Below are 18217 nucleotides of genomic sequence, written 5' to 3'. Positions count from 1 at the left end.
ACATGCGGAGTTTGTGACCAAAACAACCTCAAAATCAGAGATTTGAGGCGGGGCCGTTCGCCATCCGGATGCAATCATTCCCTAAAACCTGTCCGGCCAACGGATCGATGTCTCTGGCTGGCCGGCCTTTTCTTCTAAAAAGTCTTTTGTTGCCGCTGACTGGCGACCGTGCGCCCGAGTAGCGGGGTACACTGAGCGGCATCTACAGCCGAACAGGTGTTGCTAACAGTATTGCACTAAAGCCGCTACAGCGGGAAATTTACCTAGCTGTAATATCGAGATTTGTTCGCTTTCGAGGATCTATTCAGTCAACAAAGCTCATGCGCATCTAGTTGACGAAGCGGCGCATGCGGATGTTCATGACGATTCCAAGCGATAGGAAGGTGAAGAGGACCGAGGAACCGCCGTAGCTCAGCAGGGGCAGGGGAATCCCTGTCACCGGCATGAGGCCGACGACCATCCCGACGTTAACGGCAATCTGGAAGACGATCACTGCGACCACCCCCATGATGATGAAGCTGCCGGGTAAGTCGGAGGCGGTCTGGGCGTTTTGAATGAGACGCATAAGAATGAGGAAGTATAAGAGCAAGACGCCGATGGCACCTACGAATCCGTGCTCTTCGCAGAACGCTGCGAAGATGAAGTCGGTATAGGGGATCGGAAGAAAATCGCCTTGAGTTTGAGTTCCCTTGTTGGCGCCTTTGCCCCAGATGCCGCCGGAGCCTACCGCAATGAGGGATTGGCGGATCTGATAGCCGGAGCCGCGTGGGTCGGAGTCGGGATTGATGAAGGCGTCGATACGTGCCTGCTGGTAGGGTTTGAGGTGTTTGCCGCTCTTCCAGGCAACGCCGCCGATCATGGCCAAAGCAAGCAGCACGAGACCGACCTGCTTGAAGCGGATACCTCCGAGGAAGAGGCCGCAGATCAGGATGGGCAGGTACGTCAGCGCGGTGCCCAAGTCCGGCTGCTTGAGCACTAGCGCCATTGGGACAATCACCATGGCGGCTGCCTTTCCGATGTCGCCCCAGGTTAGTTCCTTTCCGGCCAGCCCCCAGAAGTAGCGGGCGACGGCGACGATGAGGACTAACTTGACCCATTCTGAGGGCTGAAAGTGAATACCGCCGGGAAACTTGATCCAGCGGCGGCCGCCGAGGACTTTGGTGCCGACGACCAGGACCGCGATCAGGGATAGGATGCTGATGCCGTAGGCCCAGTGGACGATGTCGAGCATGCGGTGGTAGTCGATGAGCGAGACGATGAACATCAGGACCAAGCCGACAGCGAGGAACTGGATCTGCTTGTGATCGAAGCCGTGGAACTTGGTGTGGAGCGTTGCCGATTTGATCTCGAGGACAGAGATGAGCGAGAGCAGAAGCACGAATCCGAGAAGGACCCAGTCGAAGTCACGGTAGGAGGAGAGGCGGGGCATGTTGGCTGGTCCGTCCTATTCGGCGCTCGGCACGGTGGGAGTTGCGCTGGCGGTGGTCTCGGGCTTGGCAGGCTCGGGGGTGGTGGCGATGCGAATGTTGTTGTCGCGTTTGCGCTGCTTGTTGACGTAGGCATTGATGACCTGAGCAGCGAGCGGGGCGGAGGCTTCGGCTCCCCACCCGCCATGCTCGCACAGAACGGCAACGACGATGTCCGGATTGCGGCGCGGGGCCATGCCCACAAACCAGGCGTTAGCGCGCTCGGCTCCCTTGCCCAGGCTAGTGGCCCCAGCGCTGTGGCTGACAACCTGGGCGGTTCCGGTCTTGCCAGCGAAGTCGATACCCGACAGGTGGACAGCTGCGGCGGTGCCCGTGGTCGTGGTGGCTGCCATGGCGTCGGTGATGGTCTCCCAGTTGGCGGGGGTAATTGGGATGACGCGGTCGCCTGAGCCGGGGTAGCTGGCGAGGATGTTTTCCTCGATCTCTTGAGGAACCTCGTCAGGGAAGACGACATGCGGGCGCTTGAGGGCTCCGCCGGAGGCGATGCCGCCCAGAGCTCGGGCTAACTGTAGAGGCGTGACTGTGGTGGCGCCCTGGCCGATACCAACCGAGATGGTCTCGCCGGCGAACCACTTGTCATGGAAGTTCTTGAGCTTCCACTGGGTGGAGGGCATGGTACCGGCAGCCTCATCCGGCAAGTCGATGCCTGTCTTCTGCGAGAGCCCTACCGCGGTGGCATACCTGGCGATGGTGTCGATGCCGAGCTTTTCAGCCAGCGTGTAGTAGTAGGTGTCGCAGGACCACGGAATCGCGTGGTCGATATCGACCATGCCGTGATGTTTATCGCAGGCGAAGAAGTGCCCGTAGAACGTGGCGCCGCCGTTGCACACCACGCGCATAGTCTGGGCGACGTTCTCTTCGAGCCCGGCAAACGACATGATGATCTTGAAGGTGCTTCCCGGGGCGAGCTGTGCCTGGATGGTCTTGTTCAACAGGGGATGGTTAGGGTCAGTGATGACCTGATTCCAATAAGAGCGGGTGAGGCGGACGGAAAACTGGTTGGGATCGTAGGTAGGGCGCGAGACCATGGCAAGAATCTCGCCGGTGTGCGGATCCATGGCAACCAGCGCACCGTTCTTGCCCTCCATGGCTTTTTCAGCGACCATCTGGAGGTCGAGATCGATGGTGAGCTTGAGGTCCTTGCCTGGGACGGCGAGCTCCTGACCCAGGTGGCCGAGCTCTTTGCCGTGGCTGTTGACGATGACGTCGCGGCTGCCGTCTTTGCCCCGTAGCAATGCATCATAGGTCTGCTCGACGCCGGAGCGGCCGACGACGTCGCCGGGAGAGTAAAAAGCGTAGCGCGGATCGTCGAGCATCTGCTCGGAGACTTCGCCGACGTAGCCGATGAGATGGGCGGCGAATCCGTCACGAGGGTAGAGGCGGCGCTGTTCGTCGAGGGTTTCGAGTTCGGGAAGCTCGTCGCGGTGAGCGGCGATGAAGGCTTGTTCGTCGGGCGAGATGTCCTGCTTGAGGGGAATCGGCTGATAGTTCGGGGCGATCTGGTAGCGGCGCAGCGTGGACTGGATCTGCTCGATCGGAATGTGGAGGCCTTGAGCAATGAGAGGTAGGTCAGCGTCGAGATCTTTGACTTGTTCGCGCAGAAGGTAGCAGGAGACGGAGGGATAGTTGTCTACGAGCAGACGGCCTTCGCGGTCGAAGAGGCGGCCGCGGGGGGCCAGGATTGGGACTTTGCGGATACGGTTGGCCTCGGCCAGTGCGCGAAAGTTGTCAGCGCCGAGCACCTGAAGTCGCCAGAGTCCGGTGATCAGAATGATGAGGATGAATGCGACGATGTACTGAGCCGCGTGGAGCTTACCCGCAGAGACTTTTTCGGCTTTGCCGTTGGGGCCGACGTCGTTCGGGTCGATATGGTGAGTGAGTTCCATGCTATTTCAGTCTACGACTGGAGTTGATCATCCGGGTCTACCACTGTTGTGTTGTACGTTTTAGACGATTGGATTTGGGCTTTACTCGTTCCTCTTCGTGTTATCGAGCAGAAAAAAGATAGGGAGGGCAACCGCTGTGTTGATCGCAGCGCGAATGAGTTCGTGGCCCCAATAGATGTGGAAGTTGGTGAGTCCAAGGAGTCGCCGATTGATGAGGAAGAGCAGGAAGCTATTGATAAGAAAGAAGCCGAAGTTTATGAGGATGCGTGTCGTGAGATTTTCCACATCGATTTGAATACCGATGCTGGCCGCGATGTAACCGATGACAGACTTCGCCATACCGTTGACACCGATTGGCTGGGCAGTGAGGGCGTCCTGGAGGAGACCAATAGCTGCTCCGGTGAGGGTGCCGGCGACGGGATTGCGGCGCGAGACGGCAAAGAAGACGGTGATGATTAGAGGAAGGTCGAGGATGGCGAGGCGTGGAAAGGGCCTGGGCAGCAGCGCCTGCAGAAGGATGGCGCCCAGCGGCACCAACAGGGCGACAGCAGGGGGAAAGCTGTGCTGCTCTAGCTCTCGACGGGATGTGAAGCTGCGGGTGGCCATTTTTTATTTTGAGAAGCTGCTACGGCTGAGGGTTTGGTGGCTGGGTTGAGTCTGATGGGGGCTGAGGTTTGCGAGGCTTTGGTTGCGCGGGCTTCGGTGTGGCCGGTTGAGTTGTTGCGTCTGGAGTGCGAGTCTGGGGTATTGATGGATTGTTGGTTTCGGGAGCGCCGGGTTTGAGATCAGCAGCCGACGGGGTGGCTCCTGGCGAGTAACGGTCGGAGTGGATTGTTGGAAGTGGTTTCGGAATCACGCTGACCGGAGGCGTGGTGTTAGGGGGCGTTGTTGCAGCGCCGGCCTTAGCATCGGTGGCGTCGTCGTGGATGCTGGGCAGCCGATCAGCTACGATCTGCGCGGCGGAACGGGCAGCAGCTTCTGCGGCCTGCTGGTCTGCGAGTTGTTTAGCAGCGGCTTGGGTCTCGGCGGTGGCGACTCCAGCAGCAAGATCCTTCTGAGCCTGATCAGAAAGCGTGGTTTGAGTCCCGGTGATGACCAGAACCTCTTCGAGTTGGTTCAGATTAGCGGCGGAGCGAAGTTGGATGAGGGTGTAGGGCTGATGGTCGGGGTCAACTTTGATGGACTCGATGGTGCCGACGGGAAGGCCGCGCGGATAGACCTGATCGCCGCCAGAACTGAGAACCTGTTCCCCGGGTTTGATGCGATCGTCGGGGGTGAGGTTGTTGATAAGAATCTGGCCGGTGGTGCTACCGCGCAGGATGGCACGGATGCGCGTGGTGGCCAGGAGAACGCCGGCGCCTGAGGTCTGGTCGTTTATAAGAAGCACCTGAGAGGTGTGCGGGAAGACGTCGCGAATCTTTCCGACAATGCCGTCCGGGGTGATGACGGCCTGATCGGCCTTGAGGCCATCCTTTGCGCCTTTGTCGATATAGATGACGCGGGAGAGGTCGTTGCCGCTGGTGCCGATCACCTGGGCTGCAACAGTGTTTGAGACGTAGTGCTGTTGGAAGTCCAGCATAGCCTGCAGACGATGACCCTGCATGGCGTCTTCGGCGAACGAGGCCTGCTCCAGTCGGAGACGCGCGATCTGATCCTGAAGGTCGCGATTTTGTTGGCGAGTGTTACGGAGGTCAACGTAGTTGGACCATCCGTAGCGAACGGTGTGGCCGATGCCGTGGAAGAATCGCTCAAACGGAGTGACGATGGAGACGGCCCAGTAACGAATAAGCGTGACCCGGCTGCTGTCAGGGGCGCCCGATTCGACGGGGCGGCGAACCTGGACGGCGAGACCGATGGTCTGGGCTAGGAGGATGGCAACCAGGACCAGGACATTCTTGAAGCGTGTGAAGAAAGATTCCATGCGCTAGCACTGATTATCTGCGAAGTAATGCGCAGGCGGAGGTGGCGTGCTGGATGCGGAGTGCAACTTTTCCGTGACCCCGCACACATTCTTATTCACCAGAACGTTGTACTGGCAAGAGGCTCTAGTCCCGAATTGGCACTGTGAGGCATCCGCTCGCAATTCTGCCAACAATGCTGGGAGCATCCAAACAGCTATTTTTGCTGGAATAACAGCGGTGCGAAGTGGATCAGGTTGTCGCGCCAGACCATCCACGTGTGGTAGCCGGGCGTCTCGATTTGCTGGACTGGCATACTCTTACTTTTAAGAAAATCAATAAGTTTGCGATTGGGCTCGATAAGCGAGTCTTCGGTTCCACAGGCGACCCAGAGTAGGCGGAGGTTTGCAGCTTTGGGATCGAGCGACGCAAGTCTCTGGGTGTAGTCGAGGTTGTGAACGGCCGAACTGAATCCTCCGATCCACGCAAACTTATCCGGATGGGAGAGCCCGATCTCGAGGCTTTCGAGTCCGCCCATGGAGAGACCAGCGATGGCGCGGTCGTTTCGATCCTTCGAGACATGGTAGTCAGACTCGACGCGCGGGAGAACCTCGGTGAGCAGTGCTTTGGCAAACAGATCGGTGTTATGGTCGACGGCGGCTGGATCTTCCCATACATGGAACTGGTGAATGAAGGACATATCCCCGTAGCCGAGCGGCATGACGACCACCATAGGCTTGATCTTGCCTTGTGCAAGCAGATTGTCGAGGATCAGTTCGGCGCGCCCGACAGCCGTCCAGCCTGAGTCCGAGTCGCTCCACCCGTGAAGCAGATAGAGGACCGGATACGGCTGTGGAGCCTTCGGATCGTAGCCCGGCGGAGTATAGACGTAATAACGGCTCTGGTTTTGAGGCAGCCCAAGGACGGTATCCGTGGTGTACGTGTAGTGGTGCAGGATGCCGTGTGGGACGTTGGTCGTCTCCCAAAGTTGCGGGGTATCGCCAGATACAGTGAGTTCGTTTGCGATATCGACCAGATTGATCGTCGTGTCGGGATTGGCAGGGTCGAGGCGGAAATCACCGTTCGCTTCGAAGTGATAACCATAGATCTCTGGAGGGAGTGAGGGCGTCGTGACCTTCCAGACTCCGGTCTCATCCTTCTTCATCGGCAGCTTACTTGGTAGACCGCCGACGACGAGCTCAACCTTCGTGGCCGCGGCGTCCTTGTAGGCGAAGGTCACCGTACGGTCAGAATGGACCTCAATCGAAGAAAAAGGTTTGATGGCTTGAGCGGAGAGGAAAAGTGGTGCGGTCGCGGAGGATAGCAGGGCCAAACCTCGAACAATTCTGCGAGCAGTGCGCAGTTTGGTGGATTTCATACGAGCCAGTTTAGCCGAGGTTTGCGAATTGGGGCACTACAACAGCGCATAATAAAGGGAATGGCCTTCCGCTCCGGTTTCGTCTCTATCATCGGTCGCCCCAATGCGGGCAAATCTACCTTGCTCAATGCCCTGCTTGGGCAGAAACTTGCTATCGTCACGCATAAGCCGCAGACGACGCGCACACGGATCCATGGCGTGCTCGAAGTTCCGCTGAAGAAGAAGACCAAGGGCGACGCTGGGCATCCCGCTGCGCAGGTGGTACTGGTCGACACCCCGGGGATTCACAAGCCGGACACTCAGCTCGACAAACGCATGATGCAGGAGGTCCACGATGCGTTGGAGTCGCGCGACGCCGTTCTCTTTATCGTTGATGTGACACACCGTCTGCCGAAGGCTCCCGGTGCAGGAGACAGCGGGAAGGCAACCGGACGGATGGGAATGTCCGCTGCCGAAGATGACTTCGCGCTCTCCCTGATTAAGAAACTCGAATGCCCAGTGATTCTGGTGCTCAACAAGATGGACGCAATCCCGAAGAAAGACCTGCTTCCGCTGATAGCGCATTGGTCTACGCTCCATTCCTTTGCGGATGTGATTCCGATCTCGGCGCGAAAGAAGGAGGGGCTGGAGCTGCTGTTGGAGAAGGTCATCGGCCAACTCAAAGAGGGTCAGCGCTACTTCCCCAAGCATCAACTCACCGATCAGCCAGAGCGTTTCCTGGTCGCCGAACTGATTCGCGAGAAGATTTTGATGCTGACCGGCGAAGAGGTCCCGTATGCGACCGCGGTCGTCATTGAAAAGTTTGAAGAACCTGCCTCCATGAAGAAGATGAAGGACGGCAAGCTGCCTGTGACAAAGATCTCGGCGGCCATCTTCTGCGAGCGAACGGGCCAGAAGGCGATCCTGATCGGCAAGCAAGGCGAGATGCTGAAACGGATCGGCACTGCGGCGCGGAAAGATATCGAATCTCTGCTGGGCACGCGGGTGTTTCTCGAACTCTTTGTGAAGGTTCAGGAAGAGTGGCGCTCCAGCCGAGGCTTTGTCGAAGACCTCGACTGGCGGAGACAACTTGAAGAGATTGCGGCCAAGCAGGCTGCGGAAGAGAAATAAACGCGCGGAGTTGTTTCGGGTCTATTCCTTAACGCTGACGCCGAGTGCTTTCATCTTGCGATAGAGATGGCTACGCTCGAGGCCAAGACCTTCTGCGGCGCGGCTGACGTTGCCGTGGAACTCATCTAGCTTTTTCAGGATGTAGTCGCGTTCGTAGGCTTCGCGGGCCTGCAGAAGGCTGGTGAACTCTTCACGGCCATTGCTCTTACTAGCATCTCGGGCGGAGTCTCGGTAGACGAGCATGGGCAGATGTTTGCGTTCGATGCGCTGCGTCTTGGGATTGAGAATCAATACGCGCTCGACCAGATTGCGCAATTCGCGCACATTTCCGGGCCAGTGATATTGCTTTAGAGCGGCAAGGGCGTCGTCGGTCATTTCCACGTGAGGGCGTCCATACTCCGCACCAAATTGCTGCAGGAACTCTTTTACCAGCAGGGGAATGTCTTCCTTGCGGTCGCGCAGCGGTGGGACGAAGAACGGAATGACGTTGAGACGATAGAAGAGGTCCTCGCGGAAGTTGCCGCGTGCGATCTCTTCCTCAAGATCCTTATTGGTCGCGGCGATGACGCGGACATCGACGTGGACGGGATGGGAGGCGCCGACAGGAAGAAAGCGCTGCTCGTCCAATGCACGTAATACCTTGGCCTGTGTCTTGAGGCTCATGTCACCGACCTCGTCGAGAAAGAGGGTGCCACCGTCAGCTCTCTCGAAGGTACCGCGCTTTTCGGTGGGTCCGCCTGGGACCGCTCCGTGGCGATAGCCGAAGAGTTCGCTCTCGATGTAATCCTCGGGAATGGCGGCGCAGTTTAGCTCGACGAAAGGCCGATCTTTGCGCAGACTCTCGGCGTGCATGGCTCGACCGACGAGCTCTTTTCCTGCGCCGGATTCACCGTAGATCAAGACACGACCGTTGGTCGGCGCCATCAGCTTAATCTGTTGTCGCAGAGCCTTCATGGGAACAGAGTTCCCTGTGACCGTTCCTTTGGTGAGCTGGCGTGAGAACTCCTGATTGTCCTCGCGCATCTGGCGAGCCTTCATGGCGTTCTTGAGAACGATCAGGGTGCGATCAAGTGAGAGAGGTTTTTCCAGAAAGTCGTAGGCACCCAGTTTTGTGGCACGGACTGCGGCTTCGATGGTGCCGTGGCCACTAATGATTACGACTTCGGGGACGTTGGCCGACTCCATCTGACGGATTTCGGTGAGGGTGTCGAGGCCGTCACGGTCGGGCAGCCAGATGTCGAGAAGGACAACGTCGTAGGCAGCGTCGCGAAGAAGCTCCAGGGCTTCGCCGGCTGTGGCTGCGGTGGTGACCAGATAGTCTTCTTCTCGAAGGATGCTTTCGAGCGACTCGCGGATCTCGGCTTCGTCGTCAACGATGAGTACGTGATTCATTGTGGGCCTCTGGGGAGAGTGGAGGCAAAGTCGTCTTCGGCTTTGGTGCCGTTGGTTGCGGGAGAAGATTCGACTTCAACTTTCGAGTGATGGCCGTTTTGGGAAGGGGCATAGGCGCTGAAGATAGCTGGTGCCTCAGCGTCGCTGTCGGGTGAACTGGCTGGGCGAAGCTCGACGATAAACCTGGCTCCCGCCGGCTCATTCTTCTCCGCGCGGATAGTGCCCTGATGCTCCTGGATGATCTTTGCGGCAATTGCAAGGCCGAGTCCGGTACCGCGCTGCTTGGTGGAGAAGTACGGCAAGAAGAGGCGCTCTCGCATGTCGTCCGTAAGGCCGGAGCCGCTATCGGCGATGGTAAGTTCGACCATTCCGCTGTCCAGGAGGCAGGTGCTTATTTGCAGCTCTCGATAGAGGCTTTGCTGCATAGCCTCGGCGGCGTTGTCGATGAGATTACCGAGGGCGCGCTTCAAGGCCTCTGGGTCTGCCATAACGAGCGGCAGATCGGGGCTCATCTTACGGGAGATGCGAATCGTCTGCATGCGGCCAGCGAACAAAGCCAACGAGTTTTCGACGATCGTGTTGAGGTCTGCAGGCTTCGGGCGAGCCGTGGGGAACTCCGCAAGTGCGGCAAATTGGTCAACGAGTGAACGCATGCTCTCAACGGAAGAGGTGATGACCTCAGAACATCGGCGGATGACGGCGATGGAAGGTGGTTCTGCGCTGCTAGGTGGTATCGCGTCGGCGACAGCGCGGGCGAGGCGGTCGATGTGACGGCGAATTTGCTCGGCGCTGAGGCTGATTGGAGTAAGAGGATTCTTGATCTCGTGGGCTACACGCCGGGCCACTTCTTTCCATGCTGACTGCTTCTGCGCGCGTAGCAGTTCGGTCGCATTTTCAAGGACGATTACGTAGCCCTGATGCTCACGGCGCATGCGTTCGGAAGCCGCAGGCATCTCGAGCAAGGCAACCGTAGCGAGGAGATTCATGGTTCCGCCAAATCTGTCGCCCGAGGTTCTGGGAAAGCCTGTGATCTCAATCTCACTCGAGGCCGAACCCATTCGATGACTGCGTTTAATGAGGCGGTCAAGTACCTCGGAGACCTCAGGCGGAAAGACCTCTTCCATGACCAACCCATAAAAGGGCTGCTGGCCGCCCGGATCCATCATCTCGCTAAGAGCGCGGTTAGCGAGGACTATCCGTCGATCCGTATCGAGCGTCGCTACGCCATTGGGAATCGTCTCGAGCATCGTTTCGAGCTCTCCGCGTCGCGCCTCAAGCGCAGTGTTGGCGGCGCTGAGTTGTACGGTGGACTCTTCGACCGCGCGGCGGCTGCCCTCTAGATCGGCGGCCATGTGATTGAAGCTGCGTACGAGTTCCCCAAGCTCTTCGGTTGCACTCTCCTGCACGCGGTGGCCGTAGTCGCCTTGCGCAATAGCTTCCATCGCATCAGCAAGAGCCTCAACCGGCTTCGTCACTTGTTTTGAGAGATGAAGCGCCAACCAACATGAGGCGAACAGAGCAAGGCTCGTCATCATCAGCAGTAGGAGCATGTAGAGATCTCTGATCTGACGACGCTCGCTGTAGAGCACCCAATACGCGTCTGCTGCCTTACGCAGATTGGTCATGGTCGCAGCCATACCGAAGGGCATAGGCAGGCCTACGACAACGGTTTCGCCTTGTTTCAAAGTAGTGGCACCCAGTGCGTAGTCCGTGGCACCAAGCGAAAACACGGGCTGGTCGACGCGCTGGGCGGCGGTGAGGATTGCGGCGTCCGTGGGGTCAGTAGGGGCGTGAGCGCTCGCCTCCTCCGTGTCTGCGCCGGCCACCTGATCGGGAAGCCAGACCTTAACCTGCGCGGTCGCTCCAACACGCTGCGGCAGGTGAAACGAAGCGACGACCCGACTTTCGCGATAGACGATGGCAAAGCCGTTCTGCAGGGTAATTTCATGCTGTCGCAAAACCTCGGAGATCGCCTCACGGTTCAGATGAGAGGCAGAGGGTGCGACGGGACGAACAAGATCGTGCGGCGAACCGTGGGTCGAGCGACGGGGCTGGTTGCGACCCGACGCTCCTCGTGTGGCGGCCGATTCATGAACTGCGGGAGCAACCGCCGGTGGCGCGGGAAGGCTAGCGGCGATAGAATCCGCCTCGGCGCGAGCGTTCGCTGTCGTGTAATGCGCCAGTTCGAGGGCCATGTTGTTGCTGTCTTCACGCATGTCTGTGACAGGCTGCGTAAACCAGCGGTCTACGGCACGATTCATTAGCTGATAGCTGAATGCAAACATCGAAGCGATAGGAACCAGGCTGACCAGCACTGCGCCCCACAACATGCGGGTGCGCAAACGTGTACCCATCACCCGGCTGCGCTGGTCCGCATACAGCTTTAGCACGTTGCGAACCAGCAACAGCAGCACAGCGACGAAGAGAAGAAACGCCACAATCGACAGACCGGTGAAGATGACTGTCTGCTGGGTGCTCGCTGGTTTGGGGAGCTGGGTGTTAAAAGCGTTCAGAGTAGCAAGAGCCACGAAGAGGATGAGCAGGCACGCACCGAGAGCGACGATCCAAATCTTTCGCCGATTCGCAGTTGGTCCCATGGCCCGCTCCCCTCAGTCCCCACGATTATATGCGGCTGAGATCGGTTTTTCGTTCATTCCGCAAGAGACACGCGGCTAAACGAGCTTCGCTACCGCCTGCCAGTCGCGCTTTTGCGCCTGAGCGACTGCGCCGTAGGTCAATACACCGTTGAAGGTGTTGACGCCCTCTGCAATTCCCTTGTCTTCGCTGATGGCCGCGTTAGCCCCCAGACGCGCTAGTTTCAGCACGTAGGGGAAGGTTGCGTTGGTGAGCGCGAGGGTTGATGTGTTGGGTACAGCGGCTGGCATGTTCGTGACGCAGTAGTGAACCACACCATTTACCTCGTACGAGGGATTCGAGTGGGTCGTCGGGTGCGCGGTCTCGATACAGCCGCCCTGATCGATGGCGACGTCGACGATTACGGCGCCCTTCTTCATCTTCGCCACCATCGCTTTGGTGACAATTTTTGGGGCGGCCGCTCCGGGAATCAGGACGCCTCCAATGACGAGATCGGCATCGCGAACGGCGTGTTCGATGTTGTAGCTGTTCGAGGCGACGGTATGGAGGCGGCCACCGAAGATGTCATCCAGTTCGCGCAGGCGATTCAGGTTCAGATCGATCAGCGTGACCTTCGCGCCCATGCCGAGCGCGATCTTTGCAGCGTTCGTGCCCACGATACCCCCGCCGATGATGCAGACGTTGCCTGGGGGTACGCCTGGAACACCGCCCAGGAGGACTCCGCGGCCGCCATGCTCCTTCTCGAGATAGGCTGCGCCGACCTGGACGCTCATGCGGCCCGCGACTTCGCTCATGGGAGTCAGCAGCGGCAGGGTGCCGACGCGATCACGTACGGTTTCGTAGGCGATGCCTGTGACTTTCGACGTAAGCAGCGCGTCGGTCAGGTCGTTGAGCGGAGCCAGGTGGAGATAGGTGAATAGAACAAGGCCCTCGCGGAAGTGCTTGTACTCTTTCTCAACCGGCTCCTTGACTTTGACGACCATCTCGGCGAGCCGCCACACATCGTGAGCCGAGCCGACGATCTCGGCGCCTGCTGTCTGGTACTCGTCGTCGGGCATGGCCGACAATGCACCGGCGTCGTGCTCTACGAGAACTTTGTGTCCAGCTTCGACCAGTGCTTTGACGCCAGCTGGGGTTACTCCTACGCGGCTCTCGTGATCCTTCACTTCCTTGGGCACACCAATAATCATTCGTCTGTCTCCACATCGCTGAAGCTTAGTTGATTGTATCTATTCGCACTGGAAGGATGTCACAGGAGGATGAGAAAGCCTCTCGCAGACCGCGCACTCCATGACCGACCGCTGAAGATCCTCTTCTCGCGCTTGAGAGTACGACTCGGCTGTCATGTGAGAATTCTCATCTGTCTGTCGGTGTTCTGCTGCCGGTTGCTATGTGAACCAGAACGGGACTAACACAGAAGACGCATGCTAACTGGTTAGATTAGGTGCTGAAATACCGCTTGCTAAAGGAATACACTAGTGTGAGTCTCTTTTTAGGATCGATCGCAAACACCTATGTCTTCGAATAGTTTTCAGATGCGTTACTCCCGCATTCACAATATGCGGTCTCTTTTCAGCCTCTTTTCCAGCGACCTTGCTATCGACCTGGGCACGGCGAATACGCTTGTCTTCGCACACGGCAAAGGCATCATCGTCAACGAGCCTTCGATCATCGCGGTGAATAAGATCACCAACGAGGTTGAGGCTGTCGGCAAAGAAGCCAAGGAGATGCTTGGCCGCACACCGGGAAATATTGTCGCCATCAAACCGATGAAAGACGGCGTGATCGCCGACTTCCGTCACACCGAGAAGATGCTGAACTACTTTATCCAGAAGGCTCACAACCGGAAGATGATGGTGCATCCTCGCATCGTGATTGGCGTTCCGTCTGAGATCACTCAGGTTGAGAAGCGTGCCGTTATGGACTCGGCTTACCGGGCTAAGGCGTCTGAGGTTCACCTGGTCGAACAGGCCATGGTGGCCGCGATTGGCGCGGGTTTGCCGATTACCGAGCCGGGTGGAAACATGGTTGTCGATATCGGCGGCGGCACTACCGATATCGCGGTGATCTCGCTGGCCGGCATCGTCTACTCGCGTTCCGTGCGCATGGCCGGAAACCAGATGGACGAAGCCGTGATGACGTACCTGAAGCGGAAGTACAACCTTCTGATCGGCGAGCGGACTGCGGAGCAGATCAAGATCTCGCTTGGCTCGGCGTATCCGCTGGACAAGCCGATCTCGATGGAGGTCAAGGGACGCAATCTGATCGAGGGCGTGCCGAAAACCATCACGATTGAAGATTCCGAGATTCGCGAGGCGCTCTCGGAGTGCATTGCGACGATCATCAATGCGATTCGTGTCGCGCTTGAGCGGACTCCTCCTGAGCTTTCGGCTGATATTTCCGACCGTGGCATTGTGCTGACGGGCGGTGGGGCGCTGATCAAGAATCTGGATAAGCGGATTCGTGAAGAGACGGGGCTTCCTGTCTCAATTGCCGATGATCCGTTGGCCTCGGTGGTGCTGGGTACAGGCAAGATGCTGTCGGATTTCAAACTGCTTCGCAAGATCTCTATCGACTGATCTACTTTGGTTCTACTTTGGTTGAGGCCAGGGCTCCGGAGCTTTTCCGGGGCTTTTGCTTTTTCTGCCGGTGAGGGGTACCCCCCCCCCCGGTTGCCTTCGTGTAAGTGCTTTATTATTAGCGCTTTACAGGTGAGCGACCCTTGCAAATTCTTCATAGCAAATGGGTTACGGCTAAATTCGGCCAAACAAAGGATTTAGCGGAGTTTTCGTTTGCAAAAAGAATGGCCCGGGTGGAAACCCGGGTCTTTTTTATGAACTGTAATCAGTATATCGGATCGTTGATAACTGATACGCCACGCGGATGTTGTTGATGCGTAATGGATTAAGAGGTTTGGGGGCTTGACAGATGAGGAACAGCAGGTTTCCTTCGGGGATGACAACCAGAACGGCAACGGCAAGAACGACCGTAGCGGCAATAGCGGCAGGGCAACGGCAACCACAAGAACAACAACAACCGCAGATTCCTTCGCTCCGCTGCGGAATGACAACAATAAAACAGACAACGACCAACAATAAAACAGACAAAGGCCAACAATAAAAGAGACGAAGGTCAACGATAAAAACAGACAAAGACAATGATGCCAAAGCGCCGCTTTCTCCCCATACGCACAATGCAATCAGGGGTAGAGCCCACCAATTAATAGAGGACGGATGTTATTAGCAGCGGGTGGGAAATAGGCGACGGCATGGTTCGGTTGCGGTTTGCGGTTAGGCGGCGGGGAGGTTGGCGAGGCTGACTCGGATGCGATCGATGCGGCGGTCGGTGCTGGCCAGGACTTCGAGGCGGAGGCCGTCTTCTTCGACAACTTCGCCGGGGAGGGGGATGTGGCCGGCGATCTCGGAGACGAGGCCACCGAGGGTTGTGGATTCGTAGTGCTCGGGGAGACGGACGGCTGTGGGGTCGTCGCGGGTGTCGCGGGGCTCGCGAAGGTCTCTTGTGTCTTTGGCGTCGTCTGAGTCTTCCCTGCTGTCGCTCCAGTGAGCGGCTTCCGCTGATTCGAAGGCCTCGTCTTCGGGATCGTGGGGTTCGCTGTCTTCGGCGGGGCGTCCGTTGCGGTTCGGTTGTTCGAACTGATCGGCGAAGAGGTCGCGGAGGCGCGAGAGTTCGAAGGAGCCGGAGACGACGTAGGCGCCGTTGGGTTCGCGGATGGGTTCGTCGTCGGCTTCGGGTTCGTCGTGCTCGTCGGCGATGTTGCCTACGATGGCTTCGAGGAGATCTTCAATGGTGACTAGGCCTGCGACGCTGCCGTACTCGTCGATGACGATGCGCATGTGTTGTTTTTCGCGCTGCATCTCGCGGAGAAGTTCGGCTACTTTCTTTGTCTCAGGCACGAAGGCGGCCGGGCGTTGAATCTGCGCGACGGTGAGGGTGTTGGCTTCGGCGTCGAGGACCTTGAGGAGATCGTGGGCGAAGGCGATGCCGGTGACGTGATCGAGCGAGCCGTTGTAGACAGGGACGCGGGAGAAGGCGTGCTCGTTGATGGTGGCGGTGAACTCCTGCAGGGTGAGGGTGCCGGGGACGGAGAATATCTCGGGGCGAGGGGTCATGACCTCGAGGACGACTTTGTCGCCGAACTCTACGGCGGAGCGGACCAGCTCGCGATCGGACTCTTCGAGGATGCCTTCTTCTTCACCGGCTTCGAGGAGCGCGTCCATGGCTTCGGATGGGTGATCTTCTTCGGTGGTGTCTTCGGGTTCGGCGAGCGCCGCGATGGAGAGGAGGAGGCCGAGGAGGAGGGTGACGGGAAGGATGAGATAGAAGAGGGCCTGGAGGAAGGGAGTGATGTGCTTGATCCAAAGGCCGCGGGTGCGGGAGAAGAGGAGCTGGGGGAGGAGGCGGTCGAAGATGAGGATGAGGAGGATGAGCTCGAAGACCGCGCGGAGGATCTCGCCGGGGGTTGGAATGCGGGCGAGGGTTGGGATGAGCGTTGCGTGGGTGTAGAGGCGGAGGCCCGAGAGCAGGGCGAGGGTGGCGAGGGTGAGCTGACGAAGGACGGAGGCGGAGAGCGCGATGGACTCGCGGCCGAGGCGGAGGCGAGGTTCGACGACGCGCTCCCAGGAGTCGATGTTGTCCTGATACTCACGGGCTAGGAACTTGCCCATCTCGGAATAGATGCGGTCGACGTACGCGGCCAGCGCGAGGATGGCGAGGAGGAGGAGGAGGGCGATGGTGTAGGCGTAAGAGGAAGTCACTTTGCGCCTCGCTTGTTTTTAATCTTCGTGCCTTTGAGTTTTTTGGTGGTTCGGGCGGAATGCGGGGGTCTCTCCACTGCGGCGGCATCAAGCGCCGCCTTCGGCCGAGATGACGACTTTTTCGTGGGGGTTGAAGATGTTTTTGTTGAGCTGGGTTGCGATTTCTTCAAACTTGAAGAGTTGTCTTTGGCGGCGTGCGTCGTCGACTTTCGCGGGAGTGCGGTGGTGCGTTCGATGAGAGTGTTGGAGAGTTTGAGTTTGGTGCGGAGCGTGGCTTCGCGGGCGGCCATCTGTCCGTTGTCGGTTTCGTGATCGAGGCCGGAGAGGTGGAGGAGGCCGTGGAGGAGGAGGATTCTTACTTCGTCGCGCAGAGAGTGGCCGTAGGTGGCGGCCTGGCGGGCGGCGGTTTCGAGGGAGATGGCGAGGTCCCCGGCGTGGGTGTCGGCTATTTCGTCGGGCGTGGGGAAGCTGAGGACGTCGGTAGGCTTGTTTTTGCCGCGGAAAGATTTGTTGAGACGACGGAGGGTGGGGTCGTCGGCGAGCAGGACCTCGACCTGGCCTGTGAGGCCGACGGCAAGGCGAGCGCGGTTAAGGAAGCTCGTCAGGCCGGGGCGTGAGAGATTTTCCTTGAGGCTTGATGGTTGCTCGATGGTGATCATTGAAGGGGCTTCGGTGCTGCGGCCGTTACGAGGGGCTTTTGGGTGGACTCGGCTTGGCTGGATTTCGTGTTAGTTGGCTTGTAGACGCGGACATAGTCGACGAGCATCTGCTGGGGGAAGGGTGTGGTCTGGTCGGGATTGCCGGGCCAGTCGCCGCCAGTGGCGAGGTTGAAGAGGATGAAGAAGGGATGGTCGAAGGCCCAGTGAGTGTTGGGGGGAAGGTCGGCGGGAGTGCGGTGGGTGATGAGGTGGTCATCGACGAAGAACTTGATGTCGTTGGGGGCCCACTCGACGGAGTAGAGATGGAAGGCGGTGTTGACAGCTTCGCCCGAGGGGAGGGTGAAGCGCGCGGGAATGGCGCGGCCGCCGCTGTAGCCGGGGCCGTGAAGGGTGCTGTAGATCTGGGTGGGGTCTCCGATGTTCTCCATGACGTCGATCTCACCGCATTGTGGCCAGGGGTCGGAGTCGATATTGCTGCCGAGGAGCCAGAAGGCGGGCCAGATGCCTTTGCCGGTGGGAAGCTTCATGCGGGCTTCGAAGCGTCCGTAGGGCTCGGAGAAGAGGCCCTTGGTGAGAATGCGGGCGGAGGTGTAGGGCTGGGTGATGCCGTCGGGACCGGTGTGGGTTTCTTTGAGGGCGGTGATGATGAGGTGGCCGTCCTGCAGGTGGGCGTTGACGGGACGGTTGGTGTAGGACTCGAGCTCGTGGTTGCCGTAGCCACTGCCACCGATGTCGTAGGTCCACTTCGTGGGGTCGGGGGTTGCGCCGTTGGGGCCGTTGAACTCGTCGCTCCAGGTCAGGGTCCAACCTGATGGCGGTTGAGTCGGCTGGGCTTTGAGAACGGCGGCGAATCCGGTTAGGAGAGAGAGCGCGAGGCAGGCGCGTGTGAGGGTGCGCAACTGGCCGGGGCGGCGGTGCGTGGAGATGGAGGGAGTACTTGGAGGTTCGATGGTGGTCATCGCTTGGAAGCAGGTGGTGCTAAATGTCGCAGGGGGCTAAGTGCGCCCCCTGTCCTTGATTATCGCAGATTGCTTGTG

Annotated in this window: 14 protein-coding genes; 3 read left to right on the top strand and 11 right to left on the bottom strand. The window is 58.7% G+C overall.

The window, feature by feature from the left end; all coding sequences use genetic code 11:
• Positions 1 to 328 precede the first annotated feature (328 nt).
• The 5 genes from rodA to RBB76_RS14955 all read right to left on the bottom strand — a co-directional run bounded on the left by rodA (position 329) and on the right by RBB76_RS14955 (position 6649).
• The gene (gene rodA, locus RBB76_RS14975) at positions 329 to 1429 is read right to left on the bottom strand and encodes a rod shape-determining protein RodA (RefSeq protein WP_429630091.1); all 1101 of its coding nucleotides are present in this window, start codon (positions 1427 to 1429) and stop codon (positions 329 to 331) included.
• 15 nt (positions 1430 to 1444) lie between these two features.
• Positions 1445 to 3373 (bottom strand): penicillin-binding protein 2, encoded by a 1929-nt coding sequence (gene mrdA, locus RBB76_RS14970; protein ID WP_429630093.1) that lies wholly within the window; start codon positions 3371 to 3373, stop codon positions 1445 to 1447.
• Between the two features lie 81 nt (positions 3374 to 3454).
• Positions 3455 to 3979, bottom strand: a complete 525-nt coding sequence (gene mreD, locus RBB76_RS14965; RefSeq protein ID WP_429630095.1) for a rod shape-determining protein MreD — start codon at positions 3977 to 3979, stop codon at positions 3455 to 3457.
• Positions 3980 to 3998: 19 nt separating this feature from the next.
• A complete protein-coding gene (mreC, locus tag RBB76_RS14960; protein WP_429630097.1) occupies positions 3999 to 5294 on the bottom strand; it encodes a rod shape-determining protein MreC in 1296 nt (431 codons plus the stop codon).
• 194 nt (positions 5295 to 5488) lie between these two features.
• Entirely contained in the window at positions 5489 to 6649 is a 1161-nt protein-coding gene (locus RBB76_RS14955) for an alpha/beta hydrolase-fold protein (protein WP_429630099.1), read from the bottom strand.
• Between the two features lie 60 nt (positions 6650 to 6709).
• On the opposite strand from RBB76_RS14955, the gene era reads away from it, so the two are divergent.
• Positions 6710 to 7759 (top strand): GTPase Era, encoded by a 1050-nt coding sequence (gene era, locus RBB76_RS14950; RefSeq protein WP_429630101.1) that lies wholly within the window; start codon positions 6710 to 6712, stop codon positions 7757 to 7759.
• A gap of 21 nt (positions 7760 to 7780) precedes the next feature.
• Here the strand turns inward: era and RBB76_RS14945 are convergent, their stop codons facing one another.
• The 3 genes from RBB76_RS14945 to ald form a co-directional block, all read right to left on the bottom strand.
• A complete protein-coding gene (locus tag RBB76_RS14945; protein WP_429630103.1) occupies positions 7781 to 9151 on the bottom strand; it encodes a sigma-54-dependent transcriptional regulator in 1371 nt (456 codons plus the stop codon).
• Complete coding sequence (locus RBB76_RS14940) at positions 9148 to 11748, bottom strand: sensor histidine kinase (RefSeq protein WP_429630105.1); 2601 nt, start codon at positions 11746 to 11748, stop codon at positions 9148 to 9150. Before RBB76_RS14940 ends, RBB76_RS14945 begins: the two co-directional genes overlap by 4 nt.
• A 75-nt stretch (positions 11749 to 11823) precedes the next feature.
• Positions 11824 to 12936 carry an alanine dehydrogenase gene (ald, locus tag RBB76_RS14935; protein WP_429630107.1) on the bottom strand — a complete coding sequence of 371 codons (1113 nt, stop codon included), beginning with the start codon at positions 12934 to 12936 and terminating at the stop codon, positions 11824 to 11826.
• A 324-nt stretch (positions 12937 to 13260) separates the two neighbouring features.
• Between ald and RBB76_RS14930 the strand changes: the two genes are divergently transcribed.
• Together RBB76_RS14930 and RBB76_RS14925 are read left to right on the top strand one after the other, a co-directional pair.
• Entirely contained in the window at positions 13261 to 14325 is a 1065-nt protein-coding gene (locus RBB76_RS14930) for a rod shape-determining protein (RefSeq protein ID WP_281376834.1), read from the top strand.
• A 342-nt stretch (positions 14326 to 14667) separates the two neighbouring features.
• The gene (locus RBB76_RS14925) at positions 14668 to 14844 is read left to right on the top strand and encodes a hypothetical protein (RefSeq protein ID WP_429630109.1); all 177 of its coding nucleotides are present in this window, start codon (positions 14668 to 14670) and stop codon (positions 14842 to 14844) included.
• Positions 14845 to 15036: 192 nt separating this feature from the next.
• Here RBB76_RS14925 and RBB76_RS14920 read toward each other — a convergent pair whose 3' ends face one another.
• Genes RBB76_RS14920 through RBB76_RS14910 form a run of 3 tightly spaced genes read right to left on the bottom strand, consistent with a single transcriptional unit; the run spans position 15037 to position 18139 of the window.
• Positions 15037 to 16521, bottom strand: coding sequence for a hemolysin family protein (locus RBB76_RS14920; RefSeq protein WP_429630111.1), 1485 nt, complete (start codon positions 16519 to 16521; stop codon positions 15037 to 15039).
• Positions 16518 to 17180, bottom strand: coding sequence for an rRNA maturation RNase YbeY (gene ybeY / locus RBB76_RS14915; RefSeq protein WP_429630113.1), 663 nt, complete (start codon positions 17178 to 17180; stop codon positions 16518 to 16520). Before ybeY ends, RBB76_RS14920 begins: the two co-directional genes overlap by 4 nt.
• Positions 17177 to 18139 (bottom strand): glycoside hydrolase family 16 protein, encoded by a 963-nt coding sequence (locus tag RBB76_RS14910; protein ID WP_429630115.1) that lies wholly within the window; start codon positions 18137 to 18139, stop codon positions 17177 to 17179. The genes ybeY and RBB76_RS14910 overlap by 4 nt, the downstream gene beginning before the upstream one ends.
• Positions 18140 to 18217 lie beyond the last annotated feature (78 nt).

This window comes from Tunturiibacter psychrotolerans (assembly GCF_051013365.1).
Lineage (GTDB): Bacteria > Acidobacteriota > Terriglobia > Terriglobales > Acidobacteriaceae > Edaphobacter > Edaphobacter psychrotolerans_A.
The sequence above is the reverse complement of the archived record's forward strand: the minus strand, read 5'-3'. Positions and strand labels throughout refer to the sequence as shown.

What these genes read in the sequence shown, in the direction of transcription:
- rodA (WP_429630091.1), bottom strand. Translation starts at nt 1,429, where the DNA reads ATGCCCCGCCTCTCCTCCTACCGTGACTTCGACTGGGTCCTTCTCGGA.
- mrdA (WP_429630093.1), bottom strand. Translation starts at nt 3,373, where the DNA reads ATGGAACTCACTCACCATATCGACCCGAACGACGTCGGCCCCAACGGC.
- mreD (WP_429630095.1), bottom strand. Translation starts at nt 3,979, where the DNA reads ATGGCCACCCGCAGCTTCACATCCCGTCGAGAGCTAGAGCAGCACAGC.
- mreC (WP_429630097.1), bottom strand. Translation starts at nt 5,294, where the DNA reads ATGGAATCTTTCTTCACACGCTTCAAGAATGTCCTGGTCCTGGTTGCC.
- RBB76_RS14955 (WP_429630099.1), bottom strand. Translation starts at nt 6,649, where the DNA reads ATGAAATCCACCAAACTGCGCACTGCTCGCAGAATTGTTCGAGGTTTG.
- era (WP_429630101.1), top strand. Translation starts at nt 6,710, where the DNA reads ATGGCCTTCCGCTCCGGTTTCGTCTCTATCATCGGTCGCCCCAATGCG.
- RBB76_RS14945 (WP_429630103.1), bottom strand. Translation starts at nt 9,151, where the DNA reads ATGAATCACGTACTCATCGTTGACGACGAAGCCGAGATCCGCGAGTCG.
- RBB76_RS14940 (WP_429630105.1), bottom strand. Translation starts at nt 11,748, where the DNA reads ATGGGACCAACTGCGAATCGGCGAAAGATTTGGATCGTCGCTCTCGGT.
- ald (WP_429630107.1), bottom strand. Translation starts at nt 12,936, where the DNA reads ATGATTATTGGTGTGCCCAAGGAAGTGAAGGATCACGAGAGCCGCGTA.
- RBB76_RS14930 (WP_281376834.1), top strand. Translation starts at nt 13,261, where the DNA reads ATGTCTTCGAATAGTTTTCAGATGCGTTACTCCCGCATTCACAATATG.
- ybeY (WP_429630113.1), bottom strand. Translation starts at nt 17,180, where the DNA reads ATGATCACCATCGAGCAACCATCAAGCCTCAAGGAAAATCTCTCACGC.
- RBB76_RS14910 (WP_429630115.1), bottom strand. Translation starts at nt 18,139, where the DNA reads ATGACCACCATCGAACCTCCAAGTACTCCCTCCATCTCCACGCACCGC.